Raw genomic sequence first — 18,093 nt, 5'->3', positions numbered from 1 at the left:
TCGATCGGCGCCGATCCGGCGCGAGACCATCTGCATACGAGCATAGGCGCTCCGTGCGACGGCCGCGCGACGGCCGCGCGGGAGCCGCGCCGCGCGCTCCCAGGCCCGCGTGCGAGACTGGGCGCCGTGTCGCGCGTACGGAGGCCTGCATGACGAACCCGGATCCCCGCCCGGTCGAGACCGTGTGCGCCCCGGGGGCCGGCGCCGCGGCGTTCGAGCTGCTCGAGCCGCGAGACGTTCCGCTCGGCGGTCTGCGCGCGATGACCGTGCGCCGCACGCTGCCGCAGCGCTCGCGCTCGCTCATCGGCGCCTGGTGCTTCGTCGACCACTACGGACCGGACGACGTCGCCGCGACGGGCGGCATGGACGTCGCCGCGCACCCCCACATCGGGCTCCAGACGGCGAGCTGGCTGTTCTCGGGTGAGATCGAGCACCGCGACAGCGCCGGATTCCACGCCGGGGTGCGGCCCGGCGAACTGAACCTCATGACGGCGGGGCGGGGCATCAGCCATTCGGAGCGCAGCACCCGGTCGACGACGGTGCTGCACGGGGTGCAGCTCTGGATCGCGCTGCCGGAGCGCCGCCGCGGCATCGATCCCGGCTTCGCGCACTACGCGCCTCCGGTGCGACGCGGAGCGGGCTGGTCGGCGCGGGTCTTCCTCGGGCGGCTGCTCGGCGAGACCTCGCCCGTGCGCCCGCATACCCCGCTGCTCGGGGCCGAGATCACCCTCGCCCCGCACGCGGAGCTCGAGTTCGGGGTCGACGCGGGCTTCGAGCACGGCGTGCTCGTCGACTCCGGGGAGCTCGCGCTGACGCGGATCGTCGCCGATGCGGAGCCCGGGGCCGGCGAGCCCGGATCCCCGGAGTCCGGGATCTCCGTGTCGCGGACGCGGCTCGTCTACACGCCCGTGGGCGCCGACCGGCTCCGCTTGAGCGCGGGCGCCGCGGGCGCGCGGGTGCTGCTGCTCGGGGGCGAGCCGCTCGGCGAGCGCATCGTGATGTGGTGGAACTTCGTGGGCCGGGACCACGGCGAGATCGCGCAGGCGCGCGCCGACTGGCAGGCGGGGATCGCCCGGCTCGGCGTCGGCGATCCCTCCGGAGCCGGCGACCCGGATACCGCCGCCCCGGCCGCCGGCGCGCCCGCGACGAGCCCGGGAGCGGGCGCCGCGGCGCGCCGCGCCTCGGCGCCCGGCAGCGCGCCGGACCCCGAACGCTTCGGGATCCCCGCGGGCGAGCCCGCGCCGCCGATCCCCGCGCCGGCGCTGCCCGCCACGCGCATCCTGCCGCGCTCCGCCGGCCCGGCCGCCCGCAGCCCCGAACGAACGGAGGACTCATGACCGAGCAGCACCGCGAGGACGGAGCGGGAACGGCCCGCGTCCGGCACGACGAGGCGGCCAGGCGCTTCGTCATCGAGACGGACGGCGTCGACGCCGGCTTCGCCGCCTACCGCGAACGCGCGGACGGCGCCTTCGACTTCGTGCACACCGAGGTCGATCCGGCATTCTCCGGCCGCGGCTTGGGCGGGACGCTCGTGGAGGCCGCGCTCACCCGCAGCCGGGAGCTCGGGCGCACGATCGTGCCGCACTGCCCCTTCGTCGCCGCATGGCTGCGGCGCCACCCGGGGTTCGTGGCCGACGTGGACTGGCCGGACGACGCGGCGTAAGCCGGGCGCCGTCGGACTCCCGGCCGCCGGCGCCGCCGACCTCGAGGGGGCGGCGGGTTCGTCGATGCGGGCTTAGACGGCCGCGGCCTGGCACTCGGGGCAGAGGCCCCAGAACGTGACCTCGGCGGTCTGGACGGTGAACCCCGCCGATGACGACGGGGCGAGGCACGGCGCATGCCCGACGACGCAGTCCACGTCGGACACCGCTCCGCAGGAGGAGCAGACGACGTGGTGATGGTTGTCGTGCACGCGCCGCTCGTACAGCGCCGCGGATCCTGCCGGTTCGATCCGGCGGATGAGTCCCGCCGCCGTCAGATCCGCGAGGATGTTGTGCACCGACTGGATCGACGTGGTCGGCAGCTCGCGAGCGACCACTCGGAACACGCGTTCCGCGTCCGAGTGGGGCATGGAGGCGAGCGCGTCGAGCACGGCGACCCGGCCAGCGGTCGCACGCAATCCGGCATCGCGCAATGCCGTCCCGATGCTCGTCTCCATGTCCTCTACCCTAGCCCTTTATTTTGAGTAATTCAAATGTGGGCGCGGGATCCGCGCGGAGTCGCCCGCAGACGCCATCGATCCGCGACGCCCGGAGGACGGGGCGCTCATCACTGCCGAATGGCGGCGGCGATCGGCGTGTCGCCGCCGTTGAAGCGGATCGTGCGCCCGACCGTGCCGTCGTCCTCGAGCACGGCCGCGATGACGGCCGCGACGTCTCCCCGCGCCACGCTTCCGGCCTCCTCGGCCCCGGCGTCGATGCGCCCGCCAGCGGGATCGAAGGTGAGCCCGCTCGGTCCGAGCACCGTCCAGTCGAGCCCCGAGGCGCGCAGTCGCGCGTCGGCCGCGGCCTTCGCCTCGGCGTAGGCGAAGAACGGATTCCCGGGATCGACGCCGTGATCCTCGGCCGCCCCGAAGTAGGAGACCATGACGTAGCGCCGCACCCCCGCGCGCTCGGCGGCGTCCATGGTGCGGATCGCGGCGTCGCGGTCCACCGCGCGGGTGCGCGCGGGGTCGCCCCCGCCCGCGCCCGCGGACCAGACGACGGCGTCGTGCCCCGCGATGAGCTCGGCGAGCGCGTCGATGCCCAGCGCCTCGACGTCGGCCACCCGCGGGGTCGCGCCCGCTGCGGCGACCGCGGCCGCGTGGTCGGGGTTGCGGATCACGGCGGTGACCTCGTCGCCGCGCCCGGAGAGGATAGGCTCGAGCAGCAGAGCGACCCTGCCGTGCCCGCCGAAGAGGATGATGCGTGCCATGCGCCCCAGCCTACGGCGGGGACGGACGCGCGTCGACCGCGCGGGGTCAGGCGGCGGACTCGGGAAGCCCGAAGAGGCGGTCGAACGCCCAGGTGTAGACGACCGTGAACACGAGGAAGAAGACGAGGAGGCCCCCCTCGATCATGACGGCCTCGAGCAGGCCGACGCCGAGCATGAGCGCGACGAGCGGGATCGTGAACACGAGCACGCCCCCCTCGTAGCCGAGCGCGTGCACCGCGCGCGCGAGCGGCCCGCGTCCGCCGGCGCCGAAGCGGCGTTCCCACGCCTCGTAGGCGGTGTTCCACACGTAGTTCCAGAGCGTTGCGACGGTGGAGAGCAGGATCGCGGTGAGCGTCGACTCGCCGCCGCCGTGCCCGAGCAGCGCGCCGAGCACGAGCACGGTGCAGAGAACGCTGAGCGCCTCGTAGCCGATGACGAAGACCACGCGCCTGAGCACGGGCCTGCCGGCGAACGGGCGCCTCGGGGCGGCGGGCGCCTCGGGGGCCGGGACGGGACGGGTCGCGGGCATCGACATGCCCGGGGTGTGGCCTGGGGCGGTCACGGGTATCACTCCAACTCGAGCCGATGCCGCGGAGCCGCCGCTTGCGGCGGGCCTCGAAGAACGCGGGTTACATCGACATAACGAGCATATCGCAACCGATCCAGTTGTCAAATTGCCATTTTACGACTATTTCCGTAGACCTGGTGCGTTCAGGTGCCGCAGAAGGTGACGTGGCGAGGCGCCCCGGGCGGCGGCCCCGCCGCGAAGCGCTCTCCGCCCGGCCGCACAGCGAAGGGCGTACGGACGGCCGCGAGGAGCTCGCGGAACGGGCCGGGCTCGCCAGATTCGGCGGCGTCGAGGGCGGGATCGACGAGATGGTTACGCGGGATCACCACGGGGTTCACCCGGTCCATCGCCGCGGCGTCGGGGTCGAGCGCGAGCCAGCGCGCGAACCACGCGCCGGGCGCCGCGGTGCCGGGGTAGCGCGCGCGGAACGCCGCGGCGTCGCCGCGGGCGGCCTCTGCGAGCTCGCGGAATGCGAGCGTGTAGTCGATACGGTGCGTGCGGAGGTCGTCCAGGAGCCCGCCGGTGAGCTCCGCGAGCGCGTCGTCCCCCATCCCCGCGCGCTGCGCGGCCTCCGCGATTCCGAGCTTCTCGCGCATGCCCGCATCCCATGACGCGGTGAAGCGCTCCGGGTAGCGGCCGAGCTCCGCGAGCGCGATCTCCTCCGCCGCCTCCGGCTCGGGCGCGAGCAGCGGGAGGAGGGTCTCGGCGAAGCGCGTGAGGTTCCAGCCCGCGATGCCCGGCTGCCTGCCGTAGGCGTAGCGGCCCCCGTGGTCGATCGAGCTGAAGACCGCCTCGGGATCGTAGGCGTCGATGAATGCGCACGGGCCGTAGTCGATGGTCTCCCCGGAGATCGTCGTGTTGTCGGTGTTCATGACGCCGTGCACGAAGCCGACGAGCATCCATCGCGCGACGAGATCGGCCTGCGCGCGCACGGTGGCGGCGAGGAGCGCGCGGGCCGGCAGCTCGGCGCCCGCCCCCTCGGGGACGTGGCGCTCGATCGCGAAGTCGACGAGCCGCGCGAGAAGCCCGAGGTCGCCGCTCGCCCGCGCGTACTGGAAGCTGCCGACCCGCAGGTGGCTCGCCGCGACCCGCGCGAGGACGGCTCCGGGGAGGAGCTCGGCGTCGCGGCGCACCCGCCGCCCGGTGGCCACCACCGCGAGGGCGCGGCTCGTGGGGACGCCGAGGGCGTGCATCGCCTCGCCGAAGAGCACCTCCCGCAGCATCGGGCCGAGGGCCGCGAAGCCGTCGGCCCGCGCGAAGGGCGTGCGCCCGGAGCCCTTGAGATGGAGATCCACGCGGCGCGCGGTCGGATCGCCCGGCACGGCGATCTCCCCCAGCAGCAGCGCCCGCCCGTCGCCGAGGCGCGGCGAGTAGCCCCCGAACTGATGCCCGGCGTAGGCCTGGGCGACGGGCACGCTGCCCGCGGCGAGCGCATTCCCGATGAGGAACCGTACGCCGCGCTCCTCGCGGAGCGCGGCGGGGTCGAGGCCGAGCTCGCGTGCGAGGGGCTCGGTGAGCTCCACGAGTTCCGGCGATTCCGGACGGGCCGCGCGGAAGGGGACGGCCATCTCCGGGAGACGGCGGGCGAAGGCGCTCTCGAGCACGGCGCCCGCGAAGCGCGGCAGGGACTCGGCGTGCTCCTCCATACCCCGAGGCTACGCCGCGACCGGGCCCGCCGCACGGGGTTCGCGCTCGGCGGAGATGCGCGCTACGATTTAGCTAGCTTATCTAGCTAGTTGATCGGCGCCGCCCCGGGCCGATCCATCGACCCGAGGAGGCCGCATGCCGCAGACCGCAACCGAGCGAACGACGGGGCGCCGCTGGCTGCGCGTGCTGCTGCCCGCCCTGCTCGTGATCGTGTGGCTCGCGGGGGCCGGCATGGGCGGCCCCCTCTTCGGCAAGGTCGACGAGGTCTCCTCGAACGACCAGACCGCGTACCTCCCCTCCTCCGCCGAGGCCACGGAGGTCCAGGAGTCGCTCGGGGGCTTCCTCGGCGACGACTCGCTCCCCGCGGTCGTCGTCTTCTCCTCGGACGAGGAGCTCGACGCCGCGCAGCTCGACGCGCTCGGGACGGCGGCCGCCGACGCGGCCGACCTCGAGGGCGTGAACGGCGATCCCTCCCCCGTCATCCCGTCCGAGGACGGCCAGGCCGCCCAGCTCTACGTGCCGATCGACGCGGACGCCGAGGTCGCGGACGTCGTCACGGAGCTCGGCGAGACGCTGCGCGCGGACGCGCCCGACGGCGTCGACGTGCACGTGACGGGACCGGCCGGCTTCACGGCGGATCTCGTCGCGGGCTTCGCGGGGATCGACGGCATCCTCCTGCTCGTCGCGCTGCTCGCCGTCCTCGTCATCCTCGTCATCGTCTACCGCTCCCTGCTGCTCCCCGTCGTCGTGCTCGCCACGAGCCTCTTCGCGCTCTGCGTGGCCCTCCTCGTCGTGTGGCACCTCGCCGATGCCGGCGTGCTGCTGCTCAGCGGCCAGACCCAGGGCATCCTCTTCATCCTCGTCATCGGCGCCGCCACGGACTACTCTCTGCTGCTCGTCGCGCGCTTCCGCGAGGAGCTCCGGGTGACGCAGGATCGAGGCGCGGCCGTCATCGCGGCGATCAAGGGATCCTTCGAGCCGATCGTCGCCTCCGGCGGCACGGTCATCGCCGGTCTGCTCTGCCTGCTGCTCAGCGACCTGAAGTCGAACAGCACCCTCGGCCCCGTCGCGTCGATCGGCATCGTGTTCGCGATGCTCGCGGCGCTCACCCTGCTGCCCGCACTCCTCTTCGTCTTCGGCCGCGCCGCGTACTGGCCGCGGCGCCCCGCGTACGAGCCGGAGCGCGTCGCCGCCGAGGAGGGGCTCCCCCAGGCGAGCCTGTGGCGCAGGCTCGCCTGCGCGATCCAGCGACACCCCCGCCCCATCTGGATCGTCACCCTCGTGCTGCTCGTCGCCGGTGCCGCAGGCGTGACCCAGCTGCAGGCGCAGGGCGTGCCGCAGTCCGATCTCGTGATCGGCGCCTCCGAGGCGCGGGACGGCCAGGCCGTCCTCGGCGAGCACTTCCCCGGCGGCTCCGGCAGCCCCGCCTACGTGCTCGTGGCGGAAGATGCGCTGCAGGAGACGGCGGACCTCGTGCGCGAGACCGACGGCGTCGACGCGATCGCGGTCACGAGCGCGGACTCGCCGAGCGGCAGCGCCCCGGTCACGTCGGACGGGATCGCGGCGGTCGGGCCCCCGGGCACCCCGGCGCCCGAGCCGACCGTGTCCGAGGGACGGGTGCTGCTCCAGGCGACGCTCGCGGACGCCGCCGACTCGGACGCCGCCGCGGCGACGGTCGAGCAGCTGCGCGACGAGCTGCACGCGGCGGGGGACGGCGCCATCGTGGGCGGCGTGACGGCCACCGCCGTCGACACGAATCAGGCCTCGATCCACGACCGCACCCTCATCATCCCGATCGTGCTCCTCGTGATCCTCGTGATCCTCATGCTGCTGCTGCGATCGGTCCTCGCGCCGGTGCTCCTCATCCTCACGACCGTGCTCTCCTTCGGCACGGCCCTCGGGGTCGCCGCGCTCGTCTTCAACGGCGTCTTCGACTTCCCGGGCGCCGATCCCGCCGTGCCGCTCTACGGCTTCGTCTTCCTCGTCGCCCTCGGCATCGACTACAACATCTTCCTCATGACGCGCGTGCGGGAGGAGACGAAGCGGCACGGCACCAGGGAGGGCATCTTCAGGGGCCTCACCATCACCGGCGGCGTCATCACCTCGGCCGGCCTCGTGCTCGCGGCGACCTTCGCGGCGCTGTCCGTGATCCCGATCCTCTTCCTCGTGCAGATCGCGTTCATCGTCGCCTTCGGCGTGCTGCTCGACACCTTCGTCGTGCGCTCGCTGCTCGTGCCGGCGCTCGCGACCGACATCGGGCGGGCCATCTGGTGGCCGTCGCGGCTGGCGCGACGCGACGCGGAGCCGCACGCCCCGACGCACGCGCTCCCCGAGCACGGCAGGCACGCGGGCGCGGAGGACGACGCCGGCGCGTCGGAGCGGTGATGAGGATCTGGTCGCTCCACCCCGGCCACCTCGACCGGGCGGGCCTCGTCGCCTGCTGGCGCGAGACCCTGCTCGCGCAGGCGGTGCTCGCGGGGCGCACCCGCGGGTACCGCAGCCACCCGCAGCTGCACCGCTTCCGGGAGGCCGCGGATCCGCTCGCCGCGATCACGGCGTACCTCCACGGCGTCGCCGACGAGGCGGATCGCCGCGGCTACCGCTTCGACCGTTCTCGGGTGGATCTCCCGGCGCCGGCCCCGGAGCACGCCCCGAGGCTCGCGGTCACCGACGGGCAACTCGCGCTCGAGTGGCGGCACCTGGGCGCGAAGCTCGCGGCGCGCAGCCCGGAGGACGCCGCGCGCTGGCACGGCACCGAGCCGACCCCGCACCCGCTCTTCGTCGTCGAACCGGGGCCCGTGGCGCCGTGGGAGCGCGCGTAGGATCGAGGACAGAGGCCGGAGGAGGCGCACCATGGACGCACCGCACGTCGTACTGGCGGGAGGATCAGGCCTGATCGGCCGGGCCCTCGCCGCATCGCTCGAGGCCGACGGGATCCGGGTGGTGCGCCTCGTGCGCCGACCCGCCGCAGGACCCGACGAGGCGGAGTGGCTCACGGGCGGGACGCTCGATCCCGATGTCCTCGCCGGGGCTCGCGCCGTCGTGGGACTCAACGGCGCGAGCATCGGACGGCTGCCCTGGACCCCCGGCCGGCGCGAACTCCTCAGGAGTTCCCGCCTCGGGCCCACCCGAGCGCTCGCACGGGCGGTCACGGCCCTCGGCACGGACGCGCCGCCCTTCCTCTCCGCTTCCGCGGTCGGCTTCTACGGCGACCGGCCCGGCCAACGGCTCGACGAGTCCTCGGGCGCGGGAAGCACCTTCCTCGCCGAGCTCTGCACCGCATGGGAGCGGGAGGCGCGCGCCGCGGAAGGCGCCGCGCGCGTCGTGCTGCTGCGCACCGCTCCGCTCATCGACCGCGGCGGGGTGCTCGCGCCGCTCATCGCGCTGACCCGTCTCGGGCTCGGGGGACCGCTCGGCGGCGGCGCGCAGCACTGGCCGTGGCTCTCCCTGCTCGACGAGGTGCGCGCGATCCGCCACCTGATCGACGCCGACGTCGCCGGCCCCGTGAACCTCACCGGGCCGGCGCCCGCGACGGCGAACGACATCGGCCGCGCGCTCGCGCGGGCCATGCGCCGCCCGTTCGGCGTGCCCGCCCCGGCCTGGGCGCTGCGGCTCGGGCTGGGACGCGACGCCGCGGACTCGCTCTTGCTCGCGGACGCCGATGCGGTGCCGGCGGCGCTCCTCCGCACGGGCTTCGCCTTCCGCCACGACACGGTCGAGGCGGCCGTCGCGGCCGCGCTCGAGCGCTGAGTCAGTCCTCGGGCTCCGCCTCGATCGCCGCGCTCACCGCGCGGATGACGCGCTCCGCGATCTCCAGCTCCGCGTCGTCGAACTCGGCGACCGCGGCGCGCATCGCCGCGAGCCGGCTGCCGTAGCGGCGGAAGAACTCCGCCCGCGACGCCTCCGTGAGCGCGATGACGCGTGCGCGGCGGTCCCGGGGATGCGGCTCGCGGCGCGCGTGGCCGGCGGCGACGAGCCGGTCGAGGAGCTTCGTCGTCGATGCCGTCGAGATGCGCAGGTGCTGCGCGATCTCCCGCGGGGTGACCGGCGCGCCCTGATCCTCCCTGATGACGAGGAGGCGCAGCGCGGCGAGGTCGGAGGCGTTCATGCCCATGCCGTGGCGGAGGGACCCCGTCATCCGATCGTGCGAGTCGCCGAACTGGCGGACCGCGCGCAGCACGGCGAGCTCGACGGCCGCGCGCCCACCGGGCGCCGGCTCGTCATGACCCCCCGTTCGGGGCGCTCGCGGTTCCGCCTGCACCCTCCCATTCTCCCCCACCGCGGCCGATCCGGCGATGCACGGCGACGTGCGCGGAGCGCCCCCCACTCCTGTGGGCCGACTGTGCATTTCCATAATCCGCGAGGGTCGCGGTAACGTTACCGTCATGGACACTTCGAGCTTTGAGCGCCTGCCCGAGAGCATCCGGCGCCTCGTCATCGATGGACTGGACGGCGAGGTCCAGTCCGGCCTCGAGCACCTCGACGAGGCGAAGAAGACCGGAGCGCTCGACGCCGAGGCGACGGCCGCCATCGAGGGCGACATCCGTCGCGCCGCCGAGCTGCGCAACCGCTTCTCCCCCGCGAAGTAGCCCCGCGGGAGCGCGGACGCGCTCGAATCGGCCCCGCCCTCGCGCTAGCCGAGCAGGCTGCCGAGCGTGAGGGCGGCGACCGCGAGCAGCGGCAACGCGCCCTGCTTCACCGCAGCCCCGCGCTTCGCGGGCGACGAGATGCCGAGCACGAGCGCCGCGGCGAGCATCGATCCCGTGCCGGCGAGCACGAGGGCGAGGCCGACGGCAGGTTCCGCCGCGCCGAGCGCGAGGCCGAGCACGACGAGGATCGCGAGGAACAGGTTGTAGAAGCCCTGGTTATAGGCGAGCTCGCGGGTCGCCGCCGCCTCCTCCGCGGTCGTGCCGAAGACGGCCCGCGCCCGCGGCGAGGCCCAGGCGACCGACTCCAGATAGAAGATGTATCCGTGCAGCAGCGCGGCGAGGGCCGCGAGCACCCATCCGGCGACGATCATCGCGACCTCCGATCCCGCGGCCCGTGCGAGCCGGCCCGTCCAGCGTAGCGCGCCGCTCCGCGCGGTCGCGTCGGCTAGGGTGTGAGGCATGGAGGATCGAGGGGGCGCCGCCGGGAATCCGGTGCGCCGGGAGCCCAACCGGCCGCTGAACTGGCTCGCGCTCATCGCGGTGCTCTGCTTCGCCGTCGGCGCGACCGGGATCGTCTGCATCGTCGCCGCCGGGGATACCGCGACCGCGGTGGTCTGGGGACTCGTGACCTCCCCGGCGCTCGCGGCGGGAGCGTTCTCGCTCGTGGCCTACCTCGCGGTCCGGGCGCTCCTGGCCGACCGCCGCTGAGCTTCCGCACGGCGCCGGCTGCTACGGTGGCGGGGTGGTCACCGCGGCAGTCCTCTCCTGGACGATCTTCGTCGTCGCCGGCATCGTCGTCGGCTGGGCGCTCTGGGTGCAGCGCCGCAACCGACGTCGCTGACCGGGCGCCGCGCGGCCGTCAGGCCGCCTCCGCGAGCGCCGCCGTGACGGCACCCCAGCCCTCGGCGAAGCCGAGCTCCTCGTGGCGCTGCCGATCTGCGGCGGTGCCGTGCCGCACGAGAGCGCGGTACTCGGCGCCCTCGGCGTGCGCATCGAGCACGATCTCGGCGGTCATCGCCACCGGCGCGGGGGCCGCGGGGCGCCAGGCGCTGTCGATCGCGTTCGTGAAGACGAGCCGCCGCTCCGGCTCGACGACGAGGAAGAGGCCGTCGGTGTGCGGCGAGAAGGCCGCGCCGTCGTCGCTGAGGCTCGTCACGAAGGCCCCGCCCGGTCGGACCTCGAGCCGTTCGACGCGGGCGACCGTCGGCGCGGGCACCCACCACTGCGCGAGGAGCTCCGGGTCCGTCCAGGCGCGCCAGATCGCGGCCCGCGGCGCGCGGATGATGCGGGTGAGCGTCAGGTCGAGCTGCGGGTCGATCTCGGTCATGGGGTCCTCCTGGTCCTCGCGCCCGGCGCGGCGGGAGCCGGGCGACTCCTTCAGCCTCGCCCCGCGCGGCGGATAGCGCAAGGGCCCGGAGCGGCGTCTCGGCGCCGTCCCGGGCCCCGGGGACCCCGCGTCAGGGGGCGACGGGAGTCTCGCCGATCCGATCGAGGTCCAGGTCCTTCGTCTCCCGTGCGCACATGACGGCGACGGCGGCGATCACCGTCGTCGCGACGATGACGATGACGAGGGGCCAGGTCCCTCCGGTGACCTGCACGAGCCAGGCGGCGATCGCCGGGGTGAAGCCCGCGAGCAGGATCGCGGCGGTCTGGTAGCCGACGGACATCCCCGTGTACCGCACCGAGGTCGGAAAGAGCTCACTGTAGAAGGCGGGGAGCACCGAGTACACGGCGGCATGGCCGACCATGAGGAAGATCGCCACGCCGATGACGATCGCCCAGAGCTCCCCGATCTTGACGAGCTCGAAGATCGGCCAGGCGCTCAGGATGATGACCGCCGCCCCGAACAGGAACGTCTTCTTCCGGCCGATCCGGTCGGAGAGGTTCCCGAAGAACGGGATCGCGATGATGTTGAGTGCGGAACCGATCATCACGGCGATGGGACCGTAGTGCCCGGGCAGCTCGAGCGTCGTGGCCACGTAGGAGAGCAGAAACACCGTGAACAGGTAGTAGGTGCCGGCCTCGGCGAACCGAGAGAAGAGTGCGATCAGGAGCGGCTTGCGATGGTGCTTGAAGAGCTCGGGAATCGGCGCCTTCATCTTCTCCTGGCGGCGCTCGGCCTCCTCCTTTGCCGCAGTGAAGGCGGGGCTCTCCATGGCGTTCAGGCGGATGTAGAGCCCGATTGCGGCGAGTACGATGCTGATGAGGAACGGCAGGCGCCATCCCCATTCCGAGAACGCGTCGCCCGAGATCCACTGCGAGAGCGCGACGGCCGCAGTGCCGAGCAGGAAACCGCACGAGACGCCGATCTGCGGCCACGAGCCGAAGTATCCGCGGCGTCCTCGGTCGGCGCTCTCCACCGCGATGATCGCGGCGCCGCCCCACTCGCCGCCGATCGCGAAACCCTGGGCCAGGCGCAGCACGCAGAGCAATACGGGCGCCCAGATGCCGATCGCGGCGTAGGTGGGGAGCAGGCCGATGGCCGCTGTCGCGCCGGTCATGATGAGGAAGGTGAGAATCAGCGTGGCCTTCCGCCCGACACGGTCGCCCAGGTGACCGGCGACGAACGCGCCGATGGGTCGGGCGATGAAGCCCACGCCGAAGCTCGCGAGCGCGGCGACCTGCGAGACGCCCGGCTGCCCGCTCGGGAAGAAGAGCGTGCCGAACACGAGCGCGGCTGCGGTCGCGTACACGGTGTACTCGTACCACTCGATCACGGCGCCGATCGTGCCGGAGAAGAGGCTCTTGCGGCGCGCGGCGTTGAGCTCCTGGGCGCTGAAGGCGGTCGTCGAGGACGACAGGATCTGGGACATCGTTGTTCCTTTGCTGAGGGTCAGGGCAGCACGATGGCTGCACGGGTCACGGTGCGGGCGAGCGATTGATCGAGCGCCTCGCGGATCTGGTCGAAGCCGAACTCCGCGTCGACGAGCCGCGCGAAGGGATAGCGGTCGAGGTGGGCGCCGACGAAGTCGAGCGCGCGTGCGAGATACCGCGCCTCGTAGCGGTCGACATGCCGGATGGTGAGCGCCTTACGGGTCACGTATCCCGGGTCGAAGGGCACGGCCGCGCCGGGCGAGAGGTTGCCCATCACGAGATAGGTCCCGCCGCGACGCACATGGCGCAGCCCCTCCCCGAACGCCGCGGGAACACCGGTCACCTCGAGCGCGACGTCCGGCCCGCGGCCGCCCGTGAGCGCCTGCACGGCAGCGACTCGAGCGTCCACGTCCGCGATCTCCGTCATGTCGATCACATGGTCGGCGCCGAACGCTCCCGCCAGTTCGAGCCGGGAGGCTACGCCATCGATGACGACCACGCGGGCACCGAGCTCCTTCGCGATGGGGATCGCGTTGAGGCCGAGTCCGCCCGCTCCCTGGACGAGGAGCGTGGAGCCGAAGCCGAGCGGGGTGCGCGAGAGGCCGAAGAGCACCTGCGACAACGCGCAGTTCACGCCTGCGGCGACAGCATCTGGGATCGCGTCCGGCACTCTGAAGACGTGCTGTCGGGGATGGACAACATAGTGGCTCGCGAACGCCGAGTGGAAATGCGGGGCCTCCTCCGGCTGCTTCGCGAAGAACTCGTAGGCACGATCGCAGAGGTTGCGCTCGCCCTGCAGGCAGTGGAAGCACTCCTCACAGGTTTGGAAGTAGGTGACGACGACGCGGTCGCCCACCGCGAGCGACTCGCCCCGGTTGTCGATGCGGCGCCGCTCGCCGAGCTCCACGACCCTGCCGAGCATCTCGTGCCCGAGGCCGCCGCGGCGCTTCACCGGGTGCTTGCCATTCCAGATGTGCAGCTCGCTGCCGCAGACGTTCGCCCGGGTGATCCCGAGCACGATCTCGTCTTCCGCGGCGCGGGGCACCGGGTAGTCCTGGTAGACGAGCTCGCCGGGTGCGGTCATGACGGCGATGCGTCCGATTTCGCTCATCGTGGGTCCTCCTCCCGCCCGACCGCGATGCGGTCGAGCAGCTCGTACATGCGGGTGTGATCGGCGTCGGCGAAGCGCTCCGCCGTCGCCGCCCAGATCTTCGCGACGTGCGCCCCGAGGACGACCGGGTCGCCCTGCGCATCGGCGAGCCCGACCGCGATCGCGACGTCCTTGTTCATCAGGCCGACGGGGAAACCGGAGTCGAACGTCCCGGACAGCATGAACCGCTCGGCCTTCTGCTCGCTCGTGACACTGCGCCCCGAGGAGGCGTTGAGCACCTCGACGAACCGCTGCGATGCGATCCCGAAGGAGCGCGCCGCGCGGATGGCCTCCGCGGTCGCCACGACCGACGCCGCGGAGACCAGGTTGTTCAAGGCCTTTGCCGCGTGGCCCGCACCGTGCCCGCCGACATGCGCGATGGTACCGCCGAGCTCGCGCAGCATCGGTGCCACAGCGTCGACATCGGCGTCCTCACCGCCTACCATGATCGCGAGCGTCCCGGCCTCGGCGCCTCGGACGCCGCCCGAGACGGGGGCGTCGAGGGCGCGCAGACCCGCGGCGCCGAGACGATCCGCCAGCGCGCGGGAGCGCACCGGCTCCGCGGACGACATGTCGACGACGAGCGTGCCGCGGGCGAGCTCGCCGACGAGCCCGCTCGCTTCGAGAGCCGCTTCGACGCTGTCGGAGGTCGGCAGCATGGTCACGACGACTTCGGCGCGCGCACGATCCTCAGGGGCGGCGGCGCGGATACGCGGGCTCGCAGAGGCGAGTGCCGCGACCCGATCAGGGTCGAGATCCTGCACCGCCAGTTCGTGCCCGGCATCCGCGAGCCGTCGTGCCATCGGCGCACCCATATTGCCGAGACCGATGAAGAGGATGCGGCTCATGCCTCCGTCTCCTCGCGTTCCATGTCGGCGAAGACCTCACGGGCGAGCCGGAAGGCCTCGAGACCCGCGGGCATGCCGCAGTAGATCGCGACCTGCAGGAACACCTCCTGGATCTGGGACCGCGTCACGCCGTTGTTCACGGCTCCGCGCACGTGCACCTTGAGCTCGTGCGGCCGATTGAGCGCGGCGATCATGGCGAGATTGATGAGGCTGCGCTGAGCGCGCTCCAGACCGGGCCGGTTCCAGACGTCGCCCCAGCAGTGACGCGTGACCATCTCCTGCATCGGCATCGAGAACGCATCCGCGCCTGCGATGCTGCGCGCGACGTACGCCTCCCCGAGCACGGCTCGGCGCGTCGCCAAGCCTCGTTCGAACAGCTCGTCCTCCATCAGCGCTCCTCCTCGGCCTCGACGACCCACACCGTCTGCGGGTTCGTGAATTCTCTGACACCGTGCCCGGCCAGCTCGCGGCCGAAGCCGCTGGACTTGACGCCGCCGATCGGCACGCGGACGTCAGACACGGTGCCCTTGTTGACGAACACGCTGCCCACTTCGAGACGCGCGGCGATCCGTCGGGCCTCGGAGGTGTCGGCGGTCCACACCGATGCGCTCAGCCCCCAAGGCGAGAGATTCGCGAGTGCGATCGCGTCGTCCGTGTCTTCCGCCTCGACCACCGCGACCGCGGGACCGAAGATCTCCTCGTCGAACGCGGGGTTCCCGGGCCGCACGTCGCCGAGCACCGTCGGCGCGACGTAGTTGCCGCCGTACGCACTCGTCGTCCCTCCCGTGAGCAGCCGCGCTCCGGCTGCGAGCGAGCGCTCGATCTGCCCGACGACCTCGTCCCTGATGTCGCGGCGCGCGAGCGGCCCGATCTCCGTGCGCGGATCGCGCGGATCGCCGACGACGAGGGAATCGACGAGCGGCAGCAGTTCGGCGAGGAAGTCCGCCGAGATCTCACGATGCAGGATGATCCGCTTCGCGGCGATGCAGACCTGCCCGGTATTGCTGTAGCGGCTCTGCACCGCGGCACGGGCGGCCGCCGCGAGATCCGCGTCCGGCAGCACGATGAGCGCGTCGTTGCCGCCGAGTTCGAGCGTCACGCGCTTGAGGTGCCGTCCTGCGGACTCCGCAACGGCGGCGCCGGCGGCGCCGCCGCCCGTGAGTGTCACTCCGGCGACCCGATCGTCGGCGATGACGCGGTGCGTCTGCGCGGAAGCGATGTGCAGCACCGTGAACGCCCCGTGCGGCAGTCCCGCTTCGGCCCAGAGCCGTGCGAGATGCTCAGCGGACCCGACCGTGGTGTGCGCGGGTTTGAGCGCCTGCGCGTTCCCGGCGAGGAGAATGCCTGCGCCGCCGCGGAGCACCTGCCAGACGGGGAAGTTCCAGGGCTCGACGGCGAGCACGACCCCGATCGGGCGATGCTCGATCCGGGCCTCGGGCACCTCCGTGGGTTCGGGAGCGAGCAGTGACTCGGCGCGCTCCGCGTACCAGACGAGTGCTGCGGCGGCCTTCGCGACCTCGGCGCGGGACTGGGTGATCGGCTTGCCGACCTCCTCCGTGATGGTCTCCGCCACGATCTCGGCGTCGCGCCCGAGGAGCTCGGCCATGCGGAGGAACACGCGGCCGCGCTCGGAGACCGTTGTCGACGCCCACGCGCGCTGACCCGCAACTGCCCGGTCGAGACAGGTGTCGAGTTCGACATCGTCCGAGTGCGGACGCTCGGGAAGCGCTTCGCCGGTGGCGGGATTGGTCAGGGCGCGCTCGGCGCGCGGTGGGATCGTCGTGAGAGCCATGAACCCTACCGTAGAGTGGGACAACACTTCAAAGAAGTAGCAGCTTCGAAACCAAAAATTCACGTGGAGAGAACAATGGAGATCGCGCAGCTCGAAATATTCGCGGCCGTCGCCGAGCACGGCGGGGTCATCAAGGCCTCCGAGGCGCTCCTGCGGGCACCCTCGAATGTCTCGACGCGCATCAAGCAGCTCGAGCGAGAGCTCGGCGTGCAACTCCTCGTCCGCGACAAGCGACAGTCGTCGATCTCCTCGGACGGCATGGCGTTCCTCGAATACGCGAGGCGGATCCTCGAACTCGTGGAGGAATCCCGCACCATCGGGGGCGGCGGGGCGCCGCGCGGACGGTTCCGCGTCGGCGCGCTGGAGAGCGCTGCCGCAGTGCGCATTCCATCGATTCTCGCCGGCTTCCACCTCGCGTACCCCGACGTGGAGGTGGAGCTCGAGGCCGGCGCGTCCGGCAGCATGTTCGACCGGGTGATGTCCGGCAGCCTGAGCGCCGTCTTCACGGACGGGCCGCCCGCCAGCCCGGTCCTCGCCGGCCTGCGGGCATTCGAGGAGCAGCTCGTGGTCATCTCCCCGCCGAGCACGGCCGGACTCGACGACCCCTATTGGTCCAACAACCCGACCGCTTTCGTGTTCGGATTCCAGTGCTCCTACCGCCAGCGCTTCGACGACTGGATGGCTGCCACGGGCGTCGTGCCCGCACGCTCGGTCGAGATCTCGTCCTACTACTCCATGGTCGCCTGCGTGGCGTCGGGAGCCGGGATCGCGATGATTCCGAGCTCGCTGCTCGCCTCGCTTCCCGGCGCATCGGGCGTGCGGCGCCACGAGATCGGCGCACTCGGTCGCGCGGAGACCTGGCTCACCTGGCGGCGCGACGCGGGCTCGGTGAACCTGCGCGCATTCGTCGCCCACGTGCGCAGCGCCGTCGGCGCGGAGGAAAGCGAGCCGGAGACCCCGAGCGCAGCGACGCCCGCGTGAGCCCTCCGACGTGTTATCATCGATAACATGTCAACGAGATCATTGATACTCTCCCGCGCGATCGAGCTGCTCGCCGAGTCGCCGGACGGGGACATCTCGACGCGCGCCGTGTGCGAGGCGGCCGGCGTCACGCAACCCGTGCTCTACCGCCAGTTCGGCGACAAGAGCGGACTGCTGACGGCCGTCGCGGACGCGGTCTGGGACGAGTACCTCGAGATGAAGCGCGCGGCGTCGCCGTCGGAGGATCCCGTTGCGGACCTCCGCTCCGGCTGGGACGCGCACACCGGATTCGCCCTCGCCCACCCCCACGCCTACCGGCTCGTCTTCGCGAGCGGACTGGACTCCCCGCCCGCCGCGCTGGCGGAGGCGATGGCGCTGCTGCAGGACGCGCTCGCGCGCATCGCGCTGCGGGGCCGACTGCGGATGGATCCGTCCCGGGCGGCTCGGATCGTCATGGCCGCGAACAGCGGCGTCGCGCTCGCGCTGATCCTGCGCCCCGAGGAGTACCGCGGCACGGACGCCTCGGCCGACGCGCGCGAGGCGACCCTGCGGGGCATCCTCGTCGACGCGCCCGAGGACGCACAGCCGGTCGACGGGATCGCCGCCGCAGCGACCGCCATCCGGGCGCTCCTCGCGCGCTCGTCTGAGGAGCCGGCGCCCTTCTCCCCGGCGGAGGCCGCGCTGCTCGACGACTGGCTCGCGCGCCTCCCGGGCGGTTGATCCGCGGCCTC

The 18,093-nt window shown here is 72.8% G+C and carries 21 protein-coding genes; 9 read left to right on the top strand and 12 right to left on the bottom strand.

Annotated elements, in window-relative coordinates:
- The first annotated feature begins 149 nt into the window (after positions 1–149).
- Complete coding sequence (locus MUN78_RS03465; RefSeq protein ID WP_244728831.1) at positions 150–1,337, top strand: pirin family protein; 1,188 nt, start codon at positions 150–152, stop codon at positions 1,335–1,337.
- A complete protein-coding gene (locus MUN78_RS03460; protein ID WP_244728829.1) occupies positions 1,334–1,663 on the top strand; it encodes a GNAT family N-acetyltransferase in 330 nt (109 codons plus the stop codon). Before MUN78_RS03465 ends, MUN78_RS03460 begins: the two co-directional genes overlap by 4 nt.
- A gap of 72 nt (positions 1,664–1,735) precedes the next feature.
- Here the strand turns inward: MUN78_RS03460 and MUN78_RS03455 are convergent, their stop codons facing one another.
- The 4 genes from MUN78_RS03455 to MUN78_RS03440 all read right to left on the bottom strand — a co-directional run bounded on the left by MUN78_RS03455 (position 1,736) and on the right by MUN78_RS03440 (position 5,127).
- Positions 1,736–2,158, bottom strand: a complete 423-nt coding sequence (locus MUN78_RS03455; RefSeq protein WP_244693182.1) for a Fur family transcriptional regulator — start codon at positions 2,156–2,158, stop codon at positions 1,736–1,738.
- 110 nt (positions 2,159–2,268) lie between these two features.
- Positions 2,269–2,913, bottom strand: a complete 645-nt coding sequence (locus tag MUN78_RS03450; protein ID WP_244728827.1) for an SDR family oxidoreductase — start codon at positions 2,911–2,913, stop codon at positions 2,269–2,271.
- Positions 2,914–2,959: 46 nt separating this feature from the next.
- Positions 2,960–3,475: a PACE efflux transporter gene (locus MUN78_RS03445; protein ID WP_244728826.1), complete on the bottom strand. Its 516-nt coding sequence runs from the start codon at positions 3,473–3,475 to the stop codon at positions 2,960–2,962.
- Positions 3,476–3,624: 149 nt separating this feature from the next.
- Positions 3,625–5,127 (bottom strand): protein adenylyltransferase SelO, encoded by a 1,503-nt coding sequence (locus MUN78_RS03440; RefSeq protein WP_244728824.1) that lies wholly within the window; start codon positions 5,125–5,127, stop codon positions 3,625–3,627.
- A 136-nt stretch (positions 5,128–5,263) separates the two neighbouring features.
- On the opposite strand from MUN78_RS03440, the gene MUN78_RS03435 reads away from it, so the two are divergent.
- From MUN78_RS03435 to MUN78_RS03425, 3 genes are read left to right on the top strand one after another with little or no spacing between them, the layout of a single operon-like run.
- The gene (locus tag MUN78_RS03435) at positions 5,264–7,513 is read left to right on the top strand and encodes an MMPL family transporter (protein WP_244728822.1); all 2,250 of its coding nucleotides are present in this window, start codon (positions 5,264–5,266) and stop codon (positions 7,511–7,513) included.
- Positions 7,513–7,950, top strand: coding sequence for a pyrimidine dimer DNA glycosylase/endonuclease V (locus tag MUN78_RS03430; RefSeq protein WP_244693175.1), 438 nt, complete (start codon positions 7,513–7,515; stop codon positions 7,948–7,950). The genes MUN78_RS03435 and MUN78_RS03430 overlap by 1 nt, the downstream gene beginning before the upstream one ends.
- 31 nt (positions 7,951–7,981) lie before the next feature.
- Positions 7,982–8,878 (top strand): TIGR01777 family oxidoreductase, encoded by an 897-nt coding sequence (locus tag MUN78_RS03425; RefSeq protein WP_244728820.1) that lies wholly within the window; start codon positions 7,982–7,984, stop codon positions 8,876–8,878.
- Between the two features lies 1 nt (position 8,879).
- On the opposite strand, the gene MUN78_RS03420 is transcribed toward MUN78_RS03425, so the two are convergent.
- Entirely contained in the window at positions 8,880–9,389 is a 510-nt protein-coding gene (locus MUN78_RS03420) for a MarR family winged helix-turn-helix transcriptional regulator (RefSeq protein ID WP_244693171.1), read from the bottom strand.
- 124 nt (positions 9,390–9,513) lie between these two features.
- On the opposite strand from MUN78_RS03420, the gene MUN78_RS03415 reads away from it, so the two are divergent.
- On the top strand, positions 9,514–9,717 hold the full coding sequence (locus tag MUN78_RS03415; RefSeq protein ID WP_244693170.1) for a hypothetical protein: 204 nt from the start codon (positions 9,514–9,516) through the stop codon (positions 9,715–9,717).
- Between the two features lie 44 nt (positions 9,718–9,761).
- Here MUN78_RS03415 and MUN78_RS03410 read toward each other — a convergent pair whose 3' ends face one another.
- The gene (locus tag MUN78_RS03410) at positions 9,762–10,148 is read right to left on the bottom strand and encodes a DUF1304 domain-containing protein (protein WP_244728818.1); all 387 of its coding nucleotides are present in this window, start codon (positions 10,146–10,148) and stop codon (positions 9,762–9,764) included.
- A gap of 88 nt (positions 10,149–10,236) precedes the next feature.
- On the opposite strand from MUN78_RS03410, the gene MUN78_RS03405 reads away from it, so the two are divergent.
- Positions 10,237–10,485, top strand: a complete 249-nt coding sequence (locus MUN78_RS03405) for a hypothetical protein (RefSeq protein WP_244693168.1) — start codon at positions 10,237–10,239, stop codon at positions 10,483–10,485.
- A 151-nt stretch (positions 10,486–10,636) separates the two neighbouring features.
- Here the strand turns inward: MUN78_RS03405 and MUN78_RS03400 are convergent, their stop codons facing one another.
- The 6 genes from MUN78_RS03400 to MUN78_RS03375 form a co-directional block, all read right to left on the bottom strand.
- Positions 10,637–11,104 carry an SRPBCC domain-containing protein gene (locus MUN78_RS03400; RefSeq protein ID WP_244728816.1) on the bottom strand — a complete coding sequence of 156 codons (468 nt, stop codon included), beginning with the start codon at positions 11,102–11,104 and terminating at the stop codon, positions 10,637–10,639.
- Positions 11,105–11,234: 130 nt separating this feature from the next.
- Positions 11,235–12,590, bottom strand: coding sequence for an MFS transporter (locus MUN78_RS03395; RefSeq protein WP_244728814.1), 1,356 nt, complete (start codon positions 12,588–12,590; stop codon positions 11,235–11,237).
- Positions 12,591–12,610: 20 nt separating this feature from the next.
- Positions 12,611–13,702, bottom strand: a complete 1,092-nt coding sequence (locus MUN78_RS03390) for a zinc-binding dehydrogenase (RefSeq protein ID WP_244728813.1) — start codon at positions 13,700–13,702, stop codon at positions 12,611–12,613.
- Complete coding sequence (locus MUN78_RS03385; RefSeq protein WP_244728811.1) at positions 13,699–14,589, bottom strand: NAD(P)-dependent oxidoreductase; 891 nt, start codon at positions 14,587–14,589, stop codon at positions 13,699–13,701. Before MUN78_RS03385 ends, MUN78_RS03390 begins: the two co-directional genes overlap by 4 nt.
- Positions 14,586–14,978, bottom strand: a complete 393-nt coding sequence (gene pcaC / locus MUN78_RS03380) for a 4-carboxymuconolactone decarboxylase (protein WP_244728809.1) — start codon at positions 14,976–14,978, stop codon at positions 14,586–14,588. Before pcaC ends, MUN78_RS03385 begins: the two co-directional genes overlap by 4 nt.
- On the bottom strand, positions 14,978–16,381 hold the full coding sequence (locus tag MUN78_RS03375) for an aldehyde dehydrogenase family protein (RefSeq protein ID WP_244728807.1): 1,404 nt from the start codon (positions 16,379–16,381) through the stop codon (positions 14,978–14,980). Before MUN78_RS03375 ends, pcaC begins: the two co-directional genes overlap by 1 nt.
- A gap of 75 nt (positions 16,382–16,456) precedes the next feature.
- Between MUN78_RS03375 and MUN78_RS03370 the strand changes: the two genes are divergently transcribed.
- Both MUN78_RS03370 and MUN78_RS03365 read left to right on the top strand, forming a co-directional pair.
- The gene (locus MUN78_RS03370) at positions 16,457–17,362 is read left to right on the top strand and encodes a LysR substrate-binding domain-containing protein (protein ID WP_244728806.1); all 906 of its coding nucleotides are present in this window, start codon (positions 16,457–16,459) and stop codon (positions 17,360–17,362) included.
- Between the two features lie 27 nt (positions 17,363–17,389).
- Positions 17,390–18,082 carry a TetR/AcrR family transcriptional regulator gene (locus MUN78_RS03365; RefSeq protein WP_244728804.1) on the top strand — a complete coding sequence of 231 codons (693 nt, stop codon included), beginning with the start codon at positions 17,390–17,392 and terminating at the stop codon, positions 18,080–18,082.
- The last annotated feature ends 11 nt before the right edge of the window (positions 18,083–18,093 follow it).

It is taken from the genome of Leucobacter allii (genome assembly GCF_022919155.1).
Lineage (GTDB): Bacteria > Actinomycetota > Actinomycetes > Actinomycetales > Microbacteriaceae > Leucobacter > Leucobacter allii.
Note: the sequence above shows the minus strand (reverse complement) of the source record. Positions and strands in the feature narration are given on the sequence as shown.